A 17976-nucleotide genomic window follows, 5' to 3' on the forward strand; every position below is an offset into this window, starting at 1 on the left:
TTGTGTTCCGCAGGCTCAGAATATGAGTCGGATTATAACGGACGCCGCTCACTCTGCGTGGCTGTTTAGGTTGTTTTTTCGCGAACTGGCGGAAGCTTCGCCAGCTATCGGCTGCTGACGGGCGAAAATCACCTCCATGCGCGCGCCGCCAAGCTCGCTGTCGCCGGTCAGGATCTCCCCGTCGTACTGCTCGACGATTTCGCGGGCGACCGACAGTCCCACCCCCTGACCCGGGCGCAGCGTATCAACGCGTTGTCCCCGGTCAAAGACCAGCGCCCGTTTGCTGTGCGGAATGCCTGGCCCGTCATCCTCCACTATCAGGCGCAACTGGTCATCGCTCTGACGGGCGCTCACTTCGACAAACTCCAGGCAGTATTTGCAGGCGTTATCCAGCAGATTGCCCATCACTTCCATAAAGTCGTTCTGCTCGCCGATAAAGGTTATCTCCGGCGAGATATCCAGCGTGATAGTGACCCCTTTGCGCTGGTATACCTTGTTCAGCGCGGAAGTGAGGTTATCCAGCAGCGGCGCAACGGAATGCAGCTCGCGGCTCAGCAGCAGACTGTCGCTGCGCATACTGGCGCGGTGCAGGTAATAACCGATTTGCTGTGAAATACGGCTTATCTGTTCAAGCATTACCGGCTCCGCTTGTTCCACATCCAGCTTGCCGGTGCGCAGCGAACGCAGCGTGCTTTGCAGCACCGCCAGCGGCGTTTTCAGGCTGTGCGTCAGGTCAGTCAGCGTATGACGGTATTTGTCGTAACGCTCGCGCTCGCTTTTCAGCAGCCGGTTAAGGTTGCTTACAAGGCTTGTCAGCTCACGCGTCGTTTCAGGGTTGAGGCTGTCGCGGTGATGCTCTTCCAGCTCGCGCACCTCGCCTGCCAGCGCCTCGATAGGCCGTAAGCTCCACCAGGCCGCCAGCCAGAGCAGCGGGATCACCAGCAGCAGGTTGGCGATAAGCACATAGATAAACCAGTTCCAGACGGTGTAGCTGCCTTTGAGCTCCATCGGAATGGTATCCACCACCACCACCGTCAGCGCGGGCATCCTGGCCGTAGCGGGGTACTGGTTGACCGCCACCGAGTGGGTCATCTCATTATCATCTTCCTCGCGGCGAAAATCGCTGAGCTGTTTTTGCAGGGAGCGGTTAGCGCCGAGCAGGTCGCTACTGGCGCGAAAGTTGGCCTCCAGCTCGTGGAAGCCGTTGGCGGTAAGCCAGTCGGGGCGAATTTTCTTGCTAAGCCAGGGCAGGTTACGCTGCGACCAGAGTAGATGGCCTTTCTCATCGTAAATCAGCGCTATCGTCGGGCTCTGGATATCCAGATTTTCCGGGATCTCCACGCTAAGCCGGTTGTTTTGCCAGGTGGCGAGGGTATAGAACAGGTTGCTTTCACCCCGCAGCAGGCGAAAAGTGGTTTTATCGAAGCTCACGCTGTAGCCCACCAGCGCCACTGCGCCATAGGCAAGAGAGAGCACCAGCACCACGGCGGCTGTAGCCAGCAAAAAACGGACCCGCAGGGAGAGCGGCAGAATATGCCGCAGCAGCGTTTTCATTTATCGCAGGTCGAAGCGGTAGCCCTGGCCGCGTACGGTGGTTATCACCTCACCGGCGTGCTCTGCCTGGATCTTCTTACGCAGGCGCCCCATCAGCACGTCGATAGTATGGCTTTCACGCAGCTCGGCATCCGGGTAAAGCTGAAGCATCAGCGACTCTTTGCTCACCACTTTGCCGACGTTGCGAATAAGCGTCTCCATAATGGTGTACTCAAACGCGGTGAGCTTGATGGGGCTATCGTGAATAGTGAGTTCGCGGCGGGAGAGATCGAGCTGAAAGGGCGGCAGGGAGATAATCTGCGAGGCAAGACCGCTGTTACGGCGCAGCAGCGCCTGCATGCGCGCCACCACCTCTTCAATATGAAACGGTTTAGTGACGTAATCATCCGCCCCGGCGCCCAGCACTTCCACTTTATCCTGCCAGCCTTCGCGGGCGGTGAGCACCAGCACCGGCAGGGTGACGTCGTGGCTGCGCCAGCGTTTGATAAGGCTCAGGCCATCTTCGTCAGGCAGCCCTAAATCCACGATGGCGATATCGGGCAGGTGTTCGTTGAGGAAATAATCCGCCTCTTTCGCGTCTTCCGCAGCATCGACCTGATGACCCAGTTCGCTCAGCTGCACCTTAAGATGGTGACGCAGCAGGGCGTTATCCTCCACAACCAGCACGCGCATCGTGAATCCTCTTATATCAATTGCATAAATAGTGTAACGCTAATTATGCCGCCAGCGTGATAAACATTCTTTAAACCGCCGGGGCGGCTTAGCGCAGCACCGAGCGGGCGATGCGGCTATAAGTGTGGCGTACGCCGCGTATTGCCACGCTATAGGTGAAAATGTTGTCCGGCAGGGCGAGTCCGAGCCAGCCGGTATCGCCGATATGGTGAAGATCCGCGCCCGCCATCTTGCTCATCAACGCCATCTGGCGGATGGTGTCGCGTTCGGCCCCTTCCTGCGAGGTGCCGATGGCGGTCATCGCCAGCGCTCCCTGCTGGTGGGTAAAATCAATCAGCTTTGCCACTTTCTCCTGCGACATACCGGGGATTGTGCCGGGAGCCGGAAGCAGCACCACGTCGGCGCCATTTTCAATAAACAGCGTGATATCCCGCTCGCTGATAAGCGCGCTGCCGCTTTCGCGCACAATCCCCGCGCCGTGCATTTTCCCGGTAATCAGCACCAGTTTGTCGCCCACCGCATCGCGAATCGCTTTCAGCGCATCGGCGATGGCCTGGTTGCTGACGCCGTTGTTAGGGTTGCCGGTAAGCACCACGATGCGTGCGCCCATCTCATACAGCTTTTGCGCGTTTTCTACCGTTGCGGCGCGCCCGGCGGTCATCTGCCAGAACGCGTTATGAGGGTTAGCATGCGCAGGGTCTACCGCTTCCAGGTTAACGCCGATAACCCGACCGGTCAGGCGCTTAAGCTCGCGCAGCGTCTCTTGCGGCGCGATGCCTTCCGGCAGCCCGGCGATATGCGGCGCCTGTAGGTCAAAAAGGTTGAGCAGCAGGATATCGGCGCCCTGGCTTGCCGCCAGCTCGGCGTTGGTGATGGTGTTCAGCAGCGGCTGGGTCGCCCCGATGCACTCGCTGACCAGAATGCGGCCTTCGCTGGCGCGAATGGCATAGAGCAGCTCTGCTTTTTCTATGTTCGCCAGTTCAGAGGCGCTGAGATCGAGATAGCGTTTCATCATCCTTCTCCTTTTAGACAGACAGGCAAAAAAAACGCCACCCGAAGGTGGCGCATGCTGGCTTACTTGAGGTCGTCCACCATCTGAATGGCGCGGCCGAGATAGTTGGCCGGGGTCATCGCCTTCAGGCGGGTTTTTTCTTCCTCCGGCAGCTCAAGGCTGTCGATAAACTGCTTCATGCCTTCGGCATCCACGCGTTTGCCGCGGGTCAGCTCTTTAAGCTTCTCGTAAGGCTTCTCGATGCCGTAACGGCGCATAACGGTCTGAATAGGCTCCGCCAGCACTTCCCAGTTGCTATCCAGCTCTGCCAGCAGGCGATCGCGGTTCACTTCCAGCTTGCTTACGCCTTTAAGCGTCGCCTGGTAGGCGATGAGCGCGTAACCCACGCCGACGCCGAGGTTGCGCAGCACTGTGGAGTCCGTGAGGTCGCGCTGCCAGCGGGAAACCGGCAGTTTGCTCGCCAGGTGTTGCAGCACGGCGTTGGCAAGCCCCAAGTTGCCTTCGGAGTTTTCGAAGTCGATCGGGTTAACTTTATGCGGCATGGTGGAGGAGCCTATCTCGCCCGCGATGGTTTTCTGCTTAAAGTGGTTGAGCGCGATATAGCCCCAGACGTCGCGATCGAAGTCGATAAGAATGGTGTTAAAGCGCGCGATGCAGTCGAACAGCTCGGCGATGTAATCGTGCGGTTCAATCTGGGTGGTGTACGGGTTCCACTGAATGCCGAGCGAGGTGACAAACTCTTCGCTGAACTGATGCCAGTCCACTTCCGGGTAAGCGGCGATGTGGGCGTTATAGTTGCCTACCGCGCCGTTGATTTTACCGAGGATCTCCACCTGTTCCAGCTGGCGGAACTGGCGCTCCATGCGGTAAGCGACGTTCGCCATCTCTTTACCCATGGTGGACGGGGTGGCGGGCTGGCCGTGAGTGCGAGAAAGCAGCGGGATATCGCGATACTGGTGCGCCAGGTCTTTCACCGCATCGATGATTTTACGCCAGTAAGGCAGCACCACCTCTTCACGGGCGGTTTTCAGCATCAGCGCGTGGGAGAGGTTGTTGATGTCTTCGGAGGTGCAGGCGAAGTGAATAAACTCCGACACTGCATGCAGCTCCGGCACCTGCGCGACTTTCTCTTTGAGAAAATATTCCACCGCTTTAACGTCATGGTTAGTGGTGCGCTCAATGGTCTTGATGCGCGCGGCGTCTTCTTCATTGAATTGAGCAACGATTTTATCAAGGTAATCGTTTGCTTCTCTGGCAAAAGCAGGAACTTCCTTGATCGCTGCGTGCGCGGCCAGCTTTTGCAGCCAGCGGACTTCAACCTGTACGCGGAATTTCAGCAAACCAAATTCGCTGAAAATAGCGCGCAGCGCGCTGACTTTATCGCCATAGCGTCCATCAACGGGGGAAACGGCGGTCAGTGAGGATAATTCCATAATTCACAACTCCGGGAGGTTAACAATGAGCAAGAATCTGTTTCGCCTGGGTTACCAGACGATTACGGGAAAACATTAACTGCAGGCGGCCACCGCCTGTCTGACGCCACAGCACGGCGGCGCGAATGCCCGCCAGCAGGCAGGCGCGCACTTTGGCCTGCACCTGCGGGCTTTGCAGCACGGCGGGCGACCCCATCACCTGAATACGCGGGCCCAGCGGGCTTACGACATCCACATAAATCCCCGCCATGGCGCTCAGCAGGGTCTCGGATTCAAGGTCGAAGTGGTCAAGCTGGCGTTGCAGGCCAGCGATGCGTTCGCCAAGGGTATCCATCGCCCCTTTGCTGCTTTCAAGCTTACGTTCCAGCACCATCAGGCTTAGGGTGTAGCGCGTCAGTTCGGCGCTGAGTCCCTGGCGGCTGCTGGCGTTGAGCACGCCGATAAGGGTTTCGAGGCCAGTGCGCAGGTTCGCTTCGCTGCCGCCAAAAACGCCGAGCGTGGAGGCCGGGTTGAGATCGATAACGCTGCCGAGCGAAACACGCATCGCTTCGCTGTCGCAGTGCCCCTGATGCGCCAGCTGTTGCACCAGACGGGCAGACTGACAGATGCCAGCCAGCGCCAGCGTAATATCATAATAATTCTTCGCCACACTTCCTCCTTACGTGCGCTGTTTACCGGTTACAAAGGCAGCGGCAGGCGCTGCTCGATGATGCCGCCGCCAAGGCAGACTTCGCCCAGGTAGAAGACGGCGGACTGGCCTGGCGTCACGGCGGCGACCGGCTCGTCAAAGCGCACTTCGATTCGCTCATCGTCAAGCGGGCGAATAGTGCAGGGAATATCCGTCTGACGGTAGCGCGTTTTCACGGTGCAGCGCAGCTCAGCCGTCAGCGGTTCGCGGTCCACCCAGTGCAGCTGCTGGGCGATGAGCCCGACCGACATCAGGCGCGGGTGGTCATGGCCTTGCGCAACGATCAGGATATTGTTTTCAACGTCTTTATCCACGACGTACCACGGCTCTTCGCCGCCATCTTTCAAGCCGCCAATGCCAAGCCCTTTACGTTGACCAAGGGTGTGATACATCAGTCCCTGATGTTCGCCGATTTCATCGCCGTCGACGCTGACGATTTTACCCGGCTGCGCTGGCAGATAGCGGCCCAGGAACTCACGGAATTTACGTTCGCCGATAAAGCAGATGCCGGTGGAGTCTTTCTTCTTCGCCGTTACAAGACCCAGCTCTTCGGCAATCTGGCGCACTTCGGGTTTTTCCAGTTCGCCTACCGGGAACAGGCTTTGGGCAATTTGTTCATGCCCCAGCGTATAGAGGAAATAGCTCTGGTCTTTGTTGCCGTCGAGACCGCGCAGCAGGCGGCTTTTGCCGTCAACATCCGCCCGGCGCACATAGTGGCCGGTGGCGATATAATCCGCGCCTAAATCTTCGGCGGCGAACTCCAGAAACGCTTTGAATTTGATCTCTTTGTTGCAGAGGATATCCGGGTTCGGCGTGCGTCCCGCTTTATATTCCGCGAGGAAATGTTCGAACACGTTATCCCAGTATTCTGCGGCGAAGTTCACCGTATGCAGTTCAATACCGAGCTTGTCGCACACCGCCTGCGCATCGGCCAGGTCGGCGGCGGCGGTGCAATACTCCTCGCCATCATCCTCTTCCCAGTTCTTCATGAACAGGCCTTCCACCTTATAGCCCTGTTGTTGCAACAGGTAGGCGGAAACGGAGGAATCAACGCCGCCGGACATTCCGACGATCACTTTTTTCTGGCTGTTATCAGACATTGCACCACTCACGACTTAAAACAAAGGCGGCGTATTCTAGCACGCACTGACGGCGCAGACACCCCCTGCGCGCACCGCCGTGCCCGCGCAGGCCAAATTAAAGCCCTTAGCGGCAATAATTGCGAATAGCGCGGCGGCAGAGGCGTGAAGAGAACGGGAAGGGGACGGGGACCTGAAAAAGCCCCCGCCGTCGTATTACGCGAAGCGTTCGTCGAGCGTGAACTGTTCGACGGTTTGCGCGAGTTGCTGAGCCTGTTCTTCGAGCGAGCTGGCCGCCGCCGCCATCTGTTGCACCAGCGCGGCGTTTTGCTGGGTGACGCCATCCATTTCATTGACGGCGATGGTCACCTGGCTTATGCCTTTAGACTGCTCATCCGAGGCGCTGACGATCTCGCCAATAATGGTCTGCACCGAATGCACCGCCTGCGTCATCTCCTGCATGGTTTTGCCCGCATCGTTAACCAGCTGAACGCCGTTTTCCACACGCTGGCTGGACTCTTCGATAAGCGCGGCTATCTCTTTCACCGCGCTGGCGCTGCGCTGCGCGAGATTGCGCACTTCCGAGGCCACCACGGCGAAGCCGCGACCCTGTTCGCCCGCGCGCGCCGCTTCCACCGCCGCGTTAAGCGCGAGGATATTGGTCTGAAACGCGATGCTGTTGATCATGGTGGTGATATCGCCGATTTTCTTCGCGCTGTCGTCTATCTGCGCCATGGTCTGCACGACCTGGCCTACCAGCGCTTCGCCCCGGCTGGCTATCTGGGTGGCGTTCGCCGTCAACGCCGTAGCCTGATGCGCGTTATCGGCGTTGTGCTTCACGGTGGCGCTGATCTGCTCCATGCTGGCGGCGGTCTGTTCCAGCGCCGACGCCTGCTGCTCGGTGCGGGAGGAGAGGTTAATGTTGCCGCTGACAATCTCGCCCGCGCCTTCGCGCACCGAATTACTGGCCGCTTTGATTTGCCCGACCATCTGACGCAGCTGCGCCTGCATGGTGTGCAGCGCGAAGAACAGGCTGCCGCTGTCGCCCGCTTTCACGTCGATAGCGTTATCGAGTTTGCCTTCCGCCACCGCCAGCGCGATGGTGGCCGCTTCCCGCGGTTCGCCGCCGAGCGGTTTAAGCACTTTGCGGCTGAAGACTATCCCCAGCAGCGCGCTCACCAGCAGAATGCTTACCACCATCAGGATAATGGCGTTTCGTAGCTGCTGGTTGGCGGCGGCCATTACCTGGCTTACCGGCGCCACGACGCCCAGATACCAGTTATCGGTGCTGTTGCCGATGCTCACCGGCTGCCAGGTGACTAACGCATCTTCGCCAAGGACAGGATCGCGCTGCTCGACGACTTTCGCGCTAAAACCTGCGGTATCGCCTGGAAACGGTTTGCTGGTGAGCTTTTTATCGGGATAGGAGATAACCTTACCGGCCGTAGAAAGCAGTACGGCGTAGCCGCCGCCTTCCCACGGCTTAATCTGATTCACTCGTTGCTGTAACGAGGCCAGCGAAATATCGGACGTCACCACCGCCTGTAATTTACCCTCGACCATAATCGGCGCCGCCACCGACGTAAGCAGCGTTGGTACGCCGTTATAGGCGTAGCTGTAGGGTTCAATCAGGGTATCCTTCTGGGTTTTTTGCGGAATCAGGTAATAATCGCCCTGGCCCGGCGTCGGGTAGGAGAGCAGAGGATGAAACTGATAATGGCCCGCCTGGTCGTGATCCACAAAGAAGGCGTAGCGGCCTTTTGGCGCCTGAGCTGGCTTGTCGGCGAATTCCGCATCGCGCCCGTCAAAGGCGTTTTCTTCAAAAATAACTGACACGGAGAGGTAGTCAGGGTTATCGCGCAGCGCCGATTCCAGCAGTTTGTTGGCAACGTTGCGGTCGGTGATACCGGCGCGGGGCAGGGCCGCGATGCTGTGGCCGAGGTTATGCGCCACATCGCGGGCGTAGTTGAGCTCCTGCTGGATTTTGAGCGCTTCGCTGCGGGCTATCTGCTGTAAGTAACTTTCCGCCAGCGATTTTTGTTCAGCGCTGGATTGCCAGCTCAGTACTCCGATAGTCATCACAAAACCCAGCGTGATGGTTAAGGCGCCTGTCAACAACATCTGCGCCCGGGTACTCATTTTCCTGGAAACATATTCTTTGGCCATCACGGCTCCTCAGAGTAAACCTTTATCAAGTCATTGCCATTCCTTATCAATAAACGCCTCCCTGTCACCGTTCTATCGGCGGCTGTTTTTTGTCCTTTAGCGCTAGTCGGATGGCGCCTTACGGCGAAAAAAGAGGCGTTTAGCGGGCAAAGCAGCAGGCAAATACAGGGGAGGGTCGCGTGATGAACGAAAGTGCTGATTGTAGCGCTGGTACGCAGCACGTTTAGCTGGCGTTAAATATTTCGTAAAGAAATAATAAGCGGGAGAAACGGCGTTTAACGCCCCGGGCGGGGCGAGGAGGGGATAAAGCGCGTTCAGTGAAACGGCCAGTTAAAGGCGCCAATCAGCGACAGCGGATAACGCTCGCCGCGCTGCCAGGTGCGGATGCTTTCCGCCACCAGCGGCGAGCGCAGATTTGCCGCGTTCAGGATCTCATCGGCGCTGACCCAGCGGCAGCAGTCAATATCGCTGTCGTGCGGCTGCGTCGGCACACAATCTTCAAGCTCAATACTGAAGAGAAAACGCAGGAACGGCGTGTTATCCGGCGCGAGCCACTGATGCAGACGTAAAAAATGCTGCGGTTCGGCTTTAATGCCTGTCTCTTCCCACAGCTCGCGGCGCGCGGCTTCCAGCAGCGTTTCATCCGCCTCCAGATGGCCTGCCGGCTGGTTCCACAGCGCTTTGCCGTTAATGGTTTCCTCAACAACAAGAAATTTGTCCTTCGCGTGCACAATGCAGGCGACCGTAACATGAGGTTTGAACATTCGCGTTTCCTTTTTCAAAGCGCCACTTTTCAGAGCGCGACTTCGCGCCAGTCGCCGTTGGCGAGGTTATCCAGAGTGTATTCGCCCATCGCATAACGGATCAGGCGCAGCGTGGGAAAACCGACATGGGCGGTCATCCGCCGGACCTGCCGGTTGCGCCCCTCGTAAAGGGTGATTTTAAGCCACGATGTGGGAATTGACTTGCGTTCGCGTATCGGCGGGTTGCGCGGCCACAGCCAGTGCGGCGCGTCGACAAGCTCCACGCCAGCGGGCAGGGTAGGGCCATCGTTAAGCGTAACGCCGTTTCTGAGGGCGCTCAGCGCTTCATCGGTGGGCTCGCCTTCCACCTGCACGTAATAGATTTTGCCGGTGCGTTTGCCAGGCTGCGTGAGCTTTGCCTGCAGCGCGCCGTCATTGGTCAGCACCAGTAACCCTTCGCTGTCGCGATCGAGACGGCCTGCGGCGTACACGCCTGCCACCGGAATGAAATCTTTCAGCGTTTGCCGGCCCGCCTCATCGGTAAACTGCGGCAGCACATCGTAGGGCTTGTTAAAGAGAATCAGGCGCTTCGGCCCTTGGGACGGGCGCTGTTGCGCGCGATGACGTGTGCTGAAACGCTTAAGCTGGTGATTTTTCGAAGAAGTTTTTTGCATACTATTTTCAGATGTTATGGATTGCCGCATTATAGCGGAATCACAATAGCGTGGCATGGGGCACAACATTGAGTTAGTATTGACACGCCTATTACAAATCATTAACAAAATGAGTCACAACCAGAAGCGCTCGAAGGAGAGGTGAATGGAAAGCAAAGTAGTTGTTCCGGCGGAAGGTCAAAAGATCACAGCGCAAAACGGCAAGCTGAATGTTCCCAATAACCCGATTATTCCTTTTATCGAAGGGGATGGCATCGGTGTGGACGTGACGCCGGCCATGCTGAAAGTCGTGGACGCCGCGGTTGAGAAGGCTTACAAGGGCGAGCGTAAAATTTCCTGGATGGAAATTTACACCGGTGAGAAATCGACCAAAGTTTACGGCCAGGATGTCTGGCTGCCGCAGGAAACTCTCGATCTGATTCGTGAATATCGCGTAGCGATCAAAGGCCCGCTGACCACGCCGGTCGGTGGCGGCATCCGCTCCCTTAACGTGGCGCTGCGCCAGGAGCTGGACCTGTATGTTTGCCTGCGTCCGGTGCGCTACTACCAGGGCACCCCGAGCCCGGTAAAACACCCGGAACTGACCGACATGGTTATCTTCCGTGAAAACTCTGAAGACATTTACGCCGGCATCGAGTGGAAAGCGGACAGCGCTGAAGCGGACAAAGTTATCAAATTCCTGCGTGATGAGATGGGCGTGAAAAAAATTCGCTTCCCGGAACATTGCGGCATCGGCATTAAGCCGTGCTCCGAAGAAGGCACCAAGCGCCTGGTGCGCGCGGCGATTGAATACGCTATCACCAACGATCGCGATTCCGTTACCCTGGTGCACAAAGGCAACATCATGAAGTTCACCGAAGGCGCCTTTAAAGACTGGGGCTACCAGCTGGCTCGCGAAGAGTTCGGCGGCGAGCTTATCGACGGCGGCCCGTGGGTGAAAATCAAGAACCCGAACACCGGCAAAGAGATTGTGGTGAAAGACGTTATCGCCGACGCCTTCCTGCAGCAGATCCTGCTGCGCCCGGCGGAGTATGACGTTATCGCCTGTATGAACCTCAACGGCGACTACATCTCCGACGCCCTGGCGGCGCAAGTTGGCGGCATCGGCATCGCGCCGGGCGCGAACATCGGAGACGAATGCGCGCTGTTTGAAGCAACCCACGGCACCGCGCCGAAATACGCAGGCCAGGACAAAGTGAACCCGGGCTCCATCATTCTCTCCGCAGAAATGATGCTGCGTCATATGGAGTGGTTCGAAGCGGCTGACCTTATCGTGAAAGGTATGGAAGGCGCTATCAACAACAAGACCGTGACCTATGACTTCGAACGCCTGATGGAAGGCGCTAAGCTGCTGAAATGTTCAGAGTTTGGCGACGCGATCATCGCGAACATGTAATCCGCCTGGCGGGTTAAAGAAGAACGGGAGCCTGATGGTTCCCGTTTTTTATTATTAGTTTTCGAACGGTTATCAAAATTTTATCAAAACAAGTTATCAAAACCCCACCCCAAAAACCTAAATTGCAATCGTCGTCCAGTCCTTCCCTCGGTCGTCGTTGTAACGATCGGTCTGTTGCTGCGACTTGTGGCCGAGCAACTTTTTAGTGTCAATCCCCTGCTCCTTATAAAGACGTTCAGATAGCGAGCGCTGCTCGTGGAATGTCGCTGGCGTTCCTTCCCCCCAGTCAATTTCTGCCTTATCCCGAGCCTTACTAAAATTCATGGTTAGCGTGTTCGCTTTAACTTGTGCGCCACGTTCTGCTTGCGACGTGGCCCTGAAAAAATGGACGAGGTAAGGGCTAACCGCGTAATCCCGACAGCGCGCTATAACATCTCGCAAACTCCAGTTAATGGCATTCAGGCGAAGCGATAATGGGATCGCTATTTTGCTTCCTGTTTTCTCCTGAATAACGTGTAACTGATCATCCCAGACATCGCTAAACTTCATCCTCGAAATATCACCCAGGCGCTGGCCAGTTACCAAAGCCAGTAACATAGCGTTACCCATATATTGGTGGTTGGCGTCTGCAATTTCGAATATCCGCTGCCATTCCTCCAGGCTGAGGCGCTGGCGGGTAATTTTTCGGCGGGGCTTTTTAGTTGCTGAAGCTGGATCGTAACCCGGAGGAACTTCACCAGCATGCTGCGCTTCTTTAAAAATATCTACCAGCACAGTTCTTACGACCTGAGCCATTCTCGGCTGACCGGCAGTGACGTACTCATCGAGCAACTGAGCAATATCGCGAACATCCACTGATGGGAGCAGCTTCATACCGACTCGCTCTCGCAATAACGAAACCGGTTTGGTTTTCTGTTTGAATGTGTTCAGTTTGATGTCGCCCGTCGCCAGCCGCTCTTCCTGAATCTTCCAGTATCTATCCAGCCATGTAGAAACCGTGATTGCTTTGCCTTTGCTGGTGGCGATCCTGTCGCTGATCGCCAGAATTTGCCGGGTTCTCTGTTCCGCCAGGCGCGTGTTAGCTTCTGTAGCAATCGCTATAGCTTCTGCCTCATCGGTACCCAGCGCATGGAACTTACCTGTGACGGGATGTTTATAGCGCCAGTAAACTTTGTTCACCTTTCTACTGTAGAGAGGGTAAAGGTTCGGAACAAAAACATTGTTTTTACGTGGTCGAGCTGCCATCAGCAAGAATCCTCTGAAGTATTGGCGAGTCAGTCTTTCGGATATTCGGCTTAGCCAATTCGCCTACAAGTTCTGCATCTTCCCTTACTCGCCACTTGCGACCCTGTTTCATAGCTGGTGGGGAAAACATATTTTGCTTAGCGTATCGGCGCAGAGTATTCAAAGCTGGTGGACTGCTCCGGTATTTCTCTGCTGCCCATTCCTCAAGCGTGAGCATTTGCTTCATGGCTTATTCTCCACTTTACCGGCTGCACCCGGATTAAATCAGATGTCGTTGCTGGTGGCAGGAATCAACCGCTGCCAGATTGATGAAACGTATTTCACCTGGGGCTTGGCATCGGCTAGCTCCTGAGTAATTTCGTAATTCACTGCGTGTTCCTCCACTTAACTTTGCGCTGCACCGCGCTGATTTTTGGTTGAGCGAATCCCTCGCCGGGTGGGGATAAATAAAAGAATTACGCTTCACTAAATGCCCCTCAGGCGAGGCATTTAAGGCAGCGAATTAAGCTGAGAACTGCCCGATAAACGTTTCTACCTGGCTGTCCTTGAATTTCTCAACCAGCAGGTCGCGGAACTCGGCGGCCATTTCTTCCTGTTGGGCTTCCAGCTGGACGATGCGCAGCACCAGAACCGGGCGGTCGCTGCCGATGATGCTCAGACGCAGCTTAAAGCGACGCTCAGCCAGACCTTCGAACGGCACGCAGGTAAACTCAAACGCTACCGGCATGATGTCCTGCGTTCTGGCTTCCACACTTTCCATCAGCGAGCGCTTGCCGCTGAAGTCGCCATCTTCAAAGTCAGCTTTCTGAATAGACTCGATGGAGATTTTGCGGATCGCCGCTGCCGACTTCTTCGCATCAATCGGCTGGCCGTCCGCGTCAAAGCCGAGCAGGTTTTCAGACCAGTCTTCCAGCCATTCGGCCAGCTCTTTTTGTGTATGCCGTTCGCCATTGATGCACAACAGCGCGGAAAAGGGTGCGGTCTTCTTCAGTGCCAGCAGCGCGGTATTGTCGGCGTGGCCGGGTTTATCCAGGGTGCCGAGGTTAAATACCGCAACGGCGCGCATATCATCGGCATTTATAAAGCAACGGGTGCCTTGTGCAGCGTAGCCGGTAGAGTAGCGGGCAAAGTCTTCAATGCTGGCCGTCACCATTTTGCCGCGGAAACGGAAGCGCTGCAGGCAAAGGGATTCGAGGCTGTCGATTCGGGCGCTCTGCGGAACAACGGCGGCAGGGCAGTCAACGCCTTCAAGCTTTTCTTCCATGAAGCGGGAGAGGGTCAGATCGGCAATTTTATCGATAGCGGTTGCGTCTAAAGAGTGAGACATGGTTATTCCTTAACTGGGTGAATGGTCGGGTTTACTGCTTGGCGCGCAGCTTCGCATCAGGATCGCCGGCCAGGGTAAAGAGCTGCCCCTGGTCTTCCTGCAGAATGGAAAGCTTGCCGCCGCGGTTCACATACATCGGCGTTTCGGTGGTGTCCTCTTCCGAGGATTTGCCGCGCGGGGTAGGGCGCACATAAGCGAGCTTGTGCTTAATCATTACGCGCTTCTCTTCGACGGAATTGCTCATGCGGTCGAGCTCAAAGGTCACGGTAACTTTCCCCTTGGTGCCGTTGTTCAGCACGCCGAACGCAACTTCACTCAGCGCAGCGGCGACTTTGTTTTCGAACACACCGCCGTCCAGTTCGCCCAGGAATTCGGGCACTTTGGTCAAACGTTCATTACTCATCGGTTTTACCCTCAGAAAGGCGGCTGCCACCGCCGGTAGTTAGTTTCTCCACACAACATGTGAGAGCACCAGCACGCGCTACCGACTATCACGGTGCCCGGCACGGATTGGGTTATGAGCCGTCCGGCCGGTGGTGCGCTCACATGTTGCGTAAAAAAGTGGCGGTAGCAGGAAAGTAAGGGAAACCTGTACCGCCGAAAGATACCAAACATCATCCTCAGGGTTCTGGCACCAGGTCGTAGGGAGCCAGAATGCTGAGCCCTGAAAAAGCTGGCAGCTGTATCTGCACGTAACAGGGCGAACTACCAAAACAGGATTTACTACCTACAGTTTTTGCTAGCTTAAATAATTGTTAGTTCCGCTGTATGATCCGGTAGTTGCTTTAACTTTAAGGATTTAGTTTCTCCTTCTGCATATACGAGGTTTTCACATGGCTATTAAGAATCGCACCTCTGTCTTTCCGGTTACCGATTGGAAGGCTGGACCTTTACCCGGTTACCAGGCGCTTGCTCTCAAACTCACTTACCTGACTTACTCCGCAGACGGCACTAACACTGAAAACCGGTCTCAATTTTTCGCGTTTCCTCCAGAAATGGTTGAAACGTTGATTTCAGAGCTGCAAAGGCATCTCCGGAATTTGCAGAAATCCGATCAAAGTGACTCTCAACAAGAGAAGCACTGAAAACGTCTGGCCTGATCCAATTCTTTAGTAAGGCGCTGAGTTGTAATGGCGCTTTTATGTCTCCCGCCAACATTCCTTAAATTTGTCTCAGCGAATCATCCGGTCATTCATGCGCCACCGGCGGCTACTTCGTGGGCGTCCTGCCTGTTCGCTTATAACAACTTTAAGGTGTAATGTAGTTGTGGCTGTTACGCTTGTCAACAACTTTATGTGGTTTGATTGAAGTAGTGGTTGATGCAAGGATGAGCAAAAAAGAAGAAGGAGGTGTTATGGAAGAGAAGCAGCAAGTTTTTAACTACACGCGCAACAGAGATAAGCTATTTGCAAACCTTATATCCATCATCGATGGTATTCTTTCGGATGGAAACTTGACGGATCAAGAGATTATCTACCTTGATACTTGGTTGTTAGAGGCCGACCAACTTATCGGGAATGGAATAATTAAGAGCCTGCGAATAAGAATTGCGAGCATCCTAGACGATGGAGTAATTACCGCAGAAGAAAGAGAAGAACTCAAACAATACCTTCATGAAGTACAATCTGAAATTTTAGATATTCCAGAGATAGATTTTTATTCTACCGAGTCAGATCTGCATCTTTTGAATGGACTATGTAAGGGGTTAATTTCTGACAGGGTTTTAAGCCAGGAAGAGATCAAATACCTTGACTGGTGGTTAACGCAGAATGGGGCACTCAAAGCAAACTATCCAGGAAAGGAGCTTTATCGCTTAGTAAAGGATATTTTAAGTAATGGCGAAATTACTCTCCAGGAAAGCGAAGTTCTGCATAAAGCGCTTATTGATTTTACCGGTTGCGATCTTGATAGCGGAACTGTTGATGGTTTGGCAACAAGACTTCCAGTAGATGATATTGCTGATGTGAAAGTTAGCGGGAAAGCATTTTGCCTTACAGGCATATTCTTAGCAGGAAAAAGATCAGCAATTGAAGATTTAATCCAAAAACAAGGCGGAACTATCAGTAGTGGAGTTACTAAAAGAATAGATTACCTTGTCATAGGGACGCTATCTTCACGCGACTGGCGCTTCTCCAGTCACGGAAGGAAAATTGAAAAAGCAGTTACATACCGAGATGATGGTGCTCAGATAAAAATCATCACGGAAGAAATGCTTATTGAAGCTTTACCATGAGCGAGAGGACCAAAACACACGGCCGATAACATGAATCCGTGCCTGTTTCTCTTCATAGGTGAGTACTTCATCAGGGTACTCATCTTTATTAAAACTTCTTAAAATTAAACCACCATCTGGCCGATTAATAAGTATTTTTACTCTTAATAATACGCCATCTCTTAAAGCATATAAATCACCGTCTCTAATTGGACTCGTCTGGCTCAGGTCTACAGCGACCTTATCTCCATTAGTCAGCACGGGATACAAGCTGCTTCCAAGAATATTAACGATTCTTGCACTCGAAGCGCTAACACCTGCTCGCCTAAGCTCATCTCTTCTGAGAGGATATGTAGAAAGTTCAGATTCAACGATTTCGGCTTCGCAGCCATTCCCTGCCGATAATTCAATATCCAAAATAGGAATTTCCGTAAAAAGATCAGGATCAGCTGAAGTACTTTCCCATTCCTTAACAATCATTTCTGAATAGGAACCATTAGCGTCAATGTCGCCATATTGTAACCAATTAGCAGTGACACCCAGTACAAGAGCCAACTGTTTAATTTTCCTCGGCTGCTCCGTCACGCCATTTTCAATTTTGGCTATGGACTGTTGAGTCAGGCCAACCCGTTCAGCTAACTGAAGCTGGCTGAGCCCTGCCTTTTCCCGCGCTTTCTTTAGCCGTTCAGCAAGTGTACCCACAACTCCCCCTTTTGTTTTGGCGAGACTACAACTTTATGTTTTGACTTTCCAACACCTAAAAGTTGTGATAAAAGTTGTGATAGTTGTACAATCATCGTATCTCACAACTTTCAACCATAGGTAAAGGGGACCGTTATGACGCCTGAACAAAGCGCGTTATCTGAGGCTATTGAGATTGCTGGTGGTCAGTCTGAGTTAGCCAGAAAAATTTCTTTAGAGGCCGGCGGCCTAGTTAAGCAACAGCAAGTATGGAACTGGCTACACCGTGAAAAGAAGGTACCCATTAAGCACACCGTATCTATCGAGAAGTTAACCGGGGTTCCTAAAGAAAAGCTCCGTCCTGATGTGTTTCGTTAATTACATAGCGAGACGGTAAAGAGTTAAACCACAGATTCAAGGAGTTAACCGTGGGTAATGAGCACTGGCAAGTAGAAAAGCAACCAGCCTGGCTGGTGGCAGCAATAAAGAAAACCATTTCAAGCCTTCATGGTGGGTATGCGGAAGCCGCTGACTGGCTGGGTGTTACCGAAGATGCACTGTTTAACCGCCTGCGTACCGGGGGTGACCAGATTTTCCCGATGGGATGGGCGATGGTTCTGCAACAGGCCAGCGGCACTAAGCACATTGCTGATGCTGTATCGCGCCATTCAAACAGCGTGAATGTACCGCTGGTGGATATCGAGGATGTCGATAACGCCGACATCAATCAGCGTCTAATGGAGTCCATCGAGTGGATTGGCAAGCATTCGACCTATATCCGCAAAGCAACGGCTGACGGAGTAATTGACCAGGCAGAGCGCGCACAGATTGAAGAAAACAGTTACCAGGTAATGCAGAAGTGGCAGGAACACTTAACGCTGCTGTATCGCGTTTTTTGTGCGCCAGAAAAGAGTGACGCCCGCGAGTGTGCAGCTCCGGGCGCCGTGGCGTGTCGTATCAGTGGAGAAACTAACGCATGAACAGTTTAACGATAAATAACCGCTTACCGCAACTACGGGCTATTCCTGTGCAGGGTACCTCGTCGTTTCGGTATGAGCGCATGGTATCAGGCCGCTGGGTTCCGTGTAACCACA

At 54.4% G+C, this 17976-nt stretch carries 19 protein-coding genes; 5 read left to right on the forward strand and 14 right to left on the reverse strand.

The genetic code is table 11. The features are described 5' to 3' along the window. Positions 1-48 precede the first annotated feature (48 nt). The 9 genes from phoQ to rluE all read right to left on the reverse strand — a co-directional run bounded on the left by phoQ (position 49) and on the right by rluE (position 10051). Positions 49-1554: a two-component system sensor histidine kinase PhoQ gene (phoQ, locus tag ACU4F7_RS08470; RefSeq protein WP_029592547.1), complete on the reverse strand. Its 1506-nt coding sequence runs from the start codon at positions 1552-1554 to the stop codon at positions 49-51. Continuing rightward, complete coding sequence (phoP, locus tag ACU4F7_RS08475) at positions 1555-2226, reverse strand: two-component system response regulator PhoP (protein WP_481638432.1); 672 nt, start codon at positions 2224-2226, stop codon at positions 1555-1557. Positions 2227-2314: 88 nt separating this feature from the next. Beyond that, positions 2315-3238: a DUF7916 family protein gene (locus ACU4F7_RS08480; RefSeq protein ID WP_481638712.1), complete on the reverse strand. Its 924-nt coding sequence runs from the start codon at positions 3236-3238 to the stop codon at positions 2315-2317. A 62-nt stretch (positions 3239-3300) separates the two neighbouring features. Beyond that, entirely contained in the window at positions 3301-4671 is a 1371-nt protein-coding gene (gene purB / locus ACU4F7_RS08485; protein ID WP_029592550.1) for an adenylosuccinate lyase, read from the reverse strand. 19 nt (positions 4672-4690) lie between these two features. Next, on the reverse strand, positions 4691-5320 hold the full coding sequence (gene hflD / locus ACU4F7_RS08490) for a high frequency lysogenization protein HflD (RefSeq protein WP_029592552.1): 630 nt from the start codon (positions 5318-5320) through the stop codon (positions 4691-4693). Positions 5321-5349: 29 nt separating this feature from the next. Further along, positions 5350-6459 carry a tRNA 2-thiouridine(34) synthase MnmA gene (gene mnmA / locus ACU4F7_RS08495; protein WP_029592553.1) on the reverse strand — a complete coding sequence of 370 codons (1110 nt, stop codon included), beginning with the start codon at positions 6457-6459 and terminating at the stop codon, positions 5350-5352. A gap of 195 nt (positions 6460-6654) precedes the next feature. Next, positions 6655-8604 carry a methyl-accepting chemotaxis protein gene (locus ACU4F7_RS08500; protein ID WP_481638433.1) on the reverse strand — a complete coding sequence of 650 codons (1950 nt, stop codon included), beginning with the start codon at positions 8602-8604 and terminating at the stop codon, positions 6655-6657. 314 nt (positions 8605-8918) lie between these two features. Then, positions 8919-9368, reverse strand: a complete 450-nt coding sequence (locus ACU4F7_RS08505; RefSeq protein ID WP_029592555.1) for an NUDIX hydrolase — start codon at positions 9366-9368, stop codon at positions 8919-8921. A gap of 29 nt (positions 9369-9397) precedes the next feature. Continuing rightward, positions 9398-10051, reverse strand: coding sequence for a 23S rRNA pseudouridine(2457) synthase RluE (rluE, locus tag ACU4F7_RS08510; RefSeq protein ID WP_481638434.1), 654 nt, complete (start codon positions 10049-10051; stop codon positions 9398-9400). A gap of 115 nt (positions 10052-10166) precedes the next feature. On the opposite strand from rluE, the gene icd reads away from it, so the two are divergent. Further along, positions 10167-11417 (forward strand): NADP-dependent isocitrate dehydrogenase, encoded by a 1251-nt coding sequence (gene icd, locus ACU4F7_RS08515; protein ID WP_024555883.1) that lies wholly within the window; start codon positions 10167-10169, stop codon positions 11415-11417. 117 nt (positions 11418-11534) lie between these two features. Here icd and ACU4F7_RS08520 read toward each other — a convergent pair whose 3' ends face one another. The 4 genes from ACU4F7_RS08520 to ACU4F7_RS08535 form a co-directional block, all read right to left on the reverse strand. Then, positions 11535-12662 carry a site-specific integrase gene (locus tag ACU4F7_RS08520; protein WP_024555882.1) on the reverse strand — a complete coding sequence of 376 codons (1128 nt, stop codon included), beginning with the start codon at positions 12660-12662 and terminating at the stop codon, positions 11535-11537. After that, positions 12643-12888 (reverse strand): excisionase, encoded by a 246-nt coding sequence (locus tag ACU4F7_RS08525; protein WP_024555881.1) that lies wholly within the window; start codon positions 12886-12888, stop codon positions 12643-12645. The genes ACU4F7_RS08520 and ACU4F7_RS08525 overlap by 20 nt, the downstream gene beginning before the upstream one ends. 276 nt (positions 12889-13164) lie before the next feature. After that, positions 13165-13989 (reverse strand): YfdQ family protein, encoded by an 825-nt coding sequence (locus ACU4F7_RS08530; protein WP_024559538.1) that lies wholly within the window; start codon positions 13987-13989, stop codon positions 13165-13167. 31 nt (positions 13990-14020) lie between these two features. Then, on the reverse strand, positions 14021-14392 hold the full coding sequence (locus ACU4F7_RS08535; protein ID WP_024559521.1) for a hypothetical protein: 372 nt from the start codon (positions 14390-14392) through the stop codon (positions 14021-14023). Positions 14393-14822: 430 nt separating this feature from the next. On the opposite strand from ACU4F7_RS08535, the gene ACU4F7_RS08540 reads away from it, so the two are divergent. Further along, a complete protein-coding gene (locus ACU4F7_RS08540) occupies positions 14823-15074 on the forward strand; it encodes a hypothetical protein (RefSeq protein WP_024559539.1) in 252 nt (83 codons plus the stop codon). A gap of 269 nt (positions 15075-15343) precedes the next feature. Continuing rightward, positions 15344-16222 carry a BRCT domain-containing protein gene (locus tag ACU4F7_RS08545; protein WP_481638713.1) on the forward strand — a complete coding sequence of 293 codons (879 nt, stop codon included), beginning with the start codon at positions 15344-15346 and terminating at the stop codon, positions 16220-16222. Here the strand turns inward: ACU4F7_RS08545 and ACU4F7_RS08550 are convergent. Continuing rightward, the gene (locus ACU4F7_RS08550) at positions 16214-16903 is read right to left on the reverse strand and encodes an XRE family transcriptional regulator (protein ID WP_481638435.1); all 690 of its coding nucleotides are present in this window, start codon (positions 16901-16903) and stop codon (positions 16214-16216) included. The genes ACU4F7_RS08545 and ACU4F7_RS08550 overlap by 9 nt on opposite strands. A gap of 135 nt (positions 16904-17038) precedes the next feature. Between ACU4F7_RS08550 and ACU4F7_RS08555 the strand changes: the two genes are divergently transcribed. Both ACU4F7_RS08555 and ACU4F7_RS08560 read left to right on the forward strand, forming a co-directional pair. Beyond that, a complete protein-coding gene (locus ACU4F7_RS08555; protein ID WP_481638436.1) occupies positions 17039-17260 on the forward strand; it encodes a YdaS family helix-turn-helix protein in 222 nt (73 codons plus the stop codon). Between the two features lie 50 nt (positions 17261-17310). Beyond that, positions 17311-17862: a YmfL family putative regulatory protein gene (locus ACU4F7_RS08560; RefSeq protein ID WP_014728435.1), complete on the forward strand. Its 552-nt coding sequence runs from the start codon at positions 17311-17313 to the stop codon at positions 17860-17862. Positions 17863-17976 lie beyond the last annotated feature (114 nt).

Source organism: Franconibacter pulveris (assembly GCF_056780215.1).

Excerpts from the sequence above, each read along its gene's own strand:
- ACU4F7_RS08525 (WP_024555881.1), bottom strand. The coding sequence starts at position 12,888 with ATGAAGCAAATGCTCACGCTTGAGGAATGGGCAGCAGAGAAATACCGG.
- ACU4F7_RS08535 (WP_024559521.1), bottom strand. The coding sequence starts at position 14,392 with ATGAGTAATGAACGTTTGACCAAAGTGCCCGAATTCCTGGGCGAACTG.
- ACU4F7_RS08505 (WP_029592555.1), bottom strand. The coding sequence starts at position 9,368 with ATGTTCAAACCTCATGTTACGGTCGCCTGCATTGTGCACGCGAAGGAC.
- icd (WP_024555883.1), top strand. The coding sequence starts at position 10,167 with ATGGAAAGCAAAGTAGTTGTTCCGGCGGAAGGTCAAAAGATCACAGCG.
- ACU4F7_RS08555 (WP_481638436.1), top strand. The coding sequence starts at position 17,039 with ATGACGCCTGAACAAAGCGCGTTATCTGAGGCTATTGAGATTGCTGGT.
- phoQ (WP_029592547.1), bottom strand. The coding sequence starts at position 1,554 with ATGAAAACGCTGCTGCGGCATATTCTGCCGCTCTCCCTGCGGGTCCGT.
- ACU4F7_RS08500 (WP_481638433.1), bottom strand. The coding sequence starts at position 8,604 with ATGGCCAAAGAATATGTTTCCAGGAAAATGAGTACCCGGGCGCAGATG.
- rluE (WP_481638434.1), bottom strand. The coding sequence starts at position 10,051 with ATGCGGCAATCCATAACATCTGAAAATAGTATGCAAAAAACTTCTTCG.
- mnmA (WP_029592553.1), bottom strand. The coding sequence starts at position 6,459 with ATGTCTGATAACAGCCAGAAAAAAGTGATCGTCGGAATGTCCGGCGGC.
- ACU4F7_RS08520 (WP_024555882.1), bottom strand. The coding sequence starts at position 12,662 with ATGGCAGCTCGACCACGTAAAAACAATGTTTTTGTTCCGAACCTTTAC.
- ACU4F7_RS08540 (WP_024559539.1), top strand. The coding sequence starts at position 14,823 with ATGGCTATTAAGAATCGCACCTCTGTCTTTCCGGTTACCGATTGGAAG.
- ACU4F7_RS08480 (WP_481638712.1), bottom strand. The coding sequence starts at position 3,238 with ATGAAACGCTATCTCGATCTCAGCGCCTCTGAACTGGCGAACATAGAA.
- purB (WP_029592550.1), bottom strand. The coding sequence starts at position 4,671 with ATGGAATTATCCTCACTGACCGCCGTTTCCCCCGTTGATGGACGCTAT.
- ACU4F7_RS08545 (WP_481638713.1), top strand. The coding sequence starts at position 15,344 with ATGGAAGAGAAGCAGCAAGTTTTTAACTACACGCGCAACAGAGATAAG.
- ACU4F7_RS08530 (WP_024559538.1), bottom strand. The coding sequence starts at position 13,989 with ATGTCTCACTCTTTAGACGCAACCGCTATCGATAAAATTGCCGATCTG.
- phoP (WP_481638432.1), bottom strand. The coding sequence starts at position 2,226 with ATGCGCGTGCTGGTTGTGGAGGATAACGCCCTGCTGCGTCACCATCTT.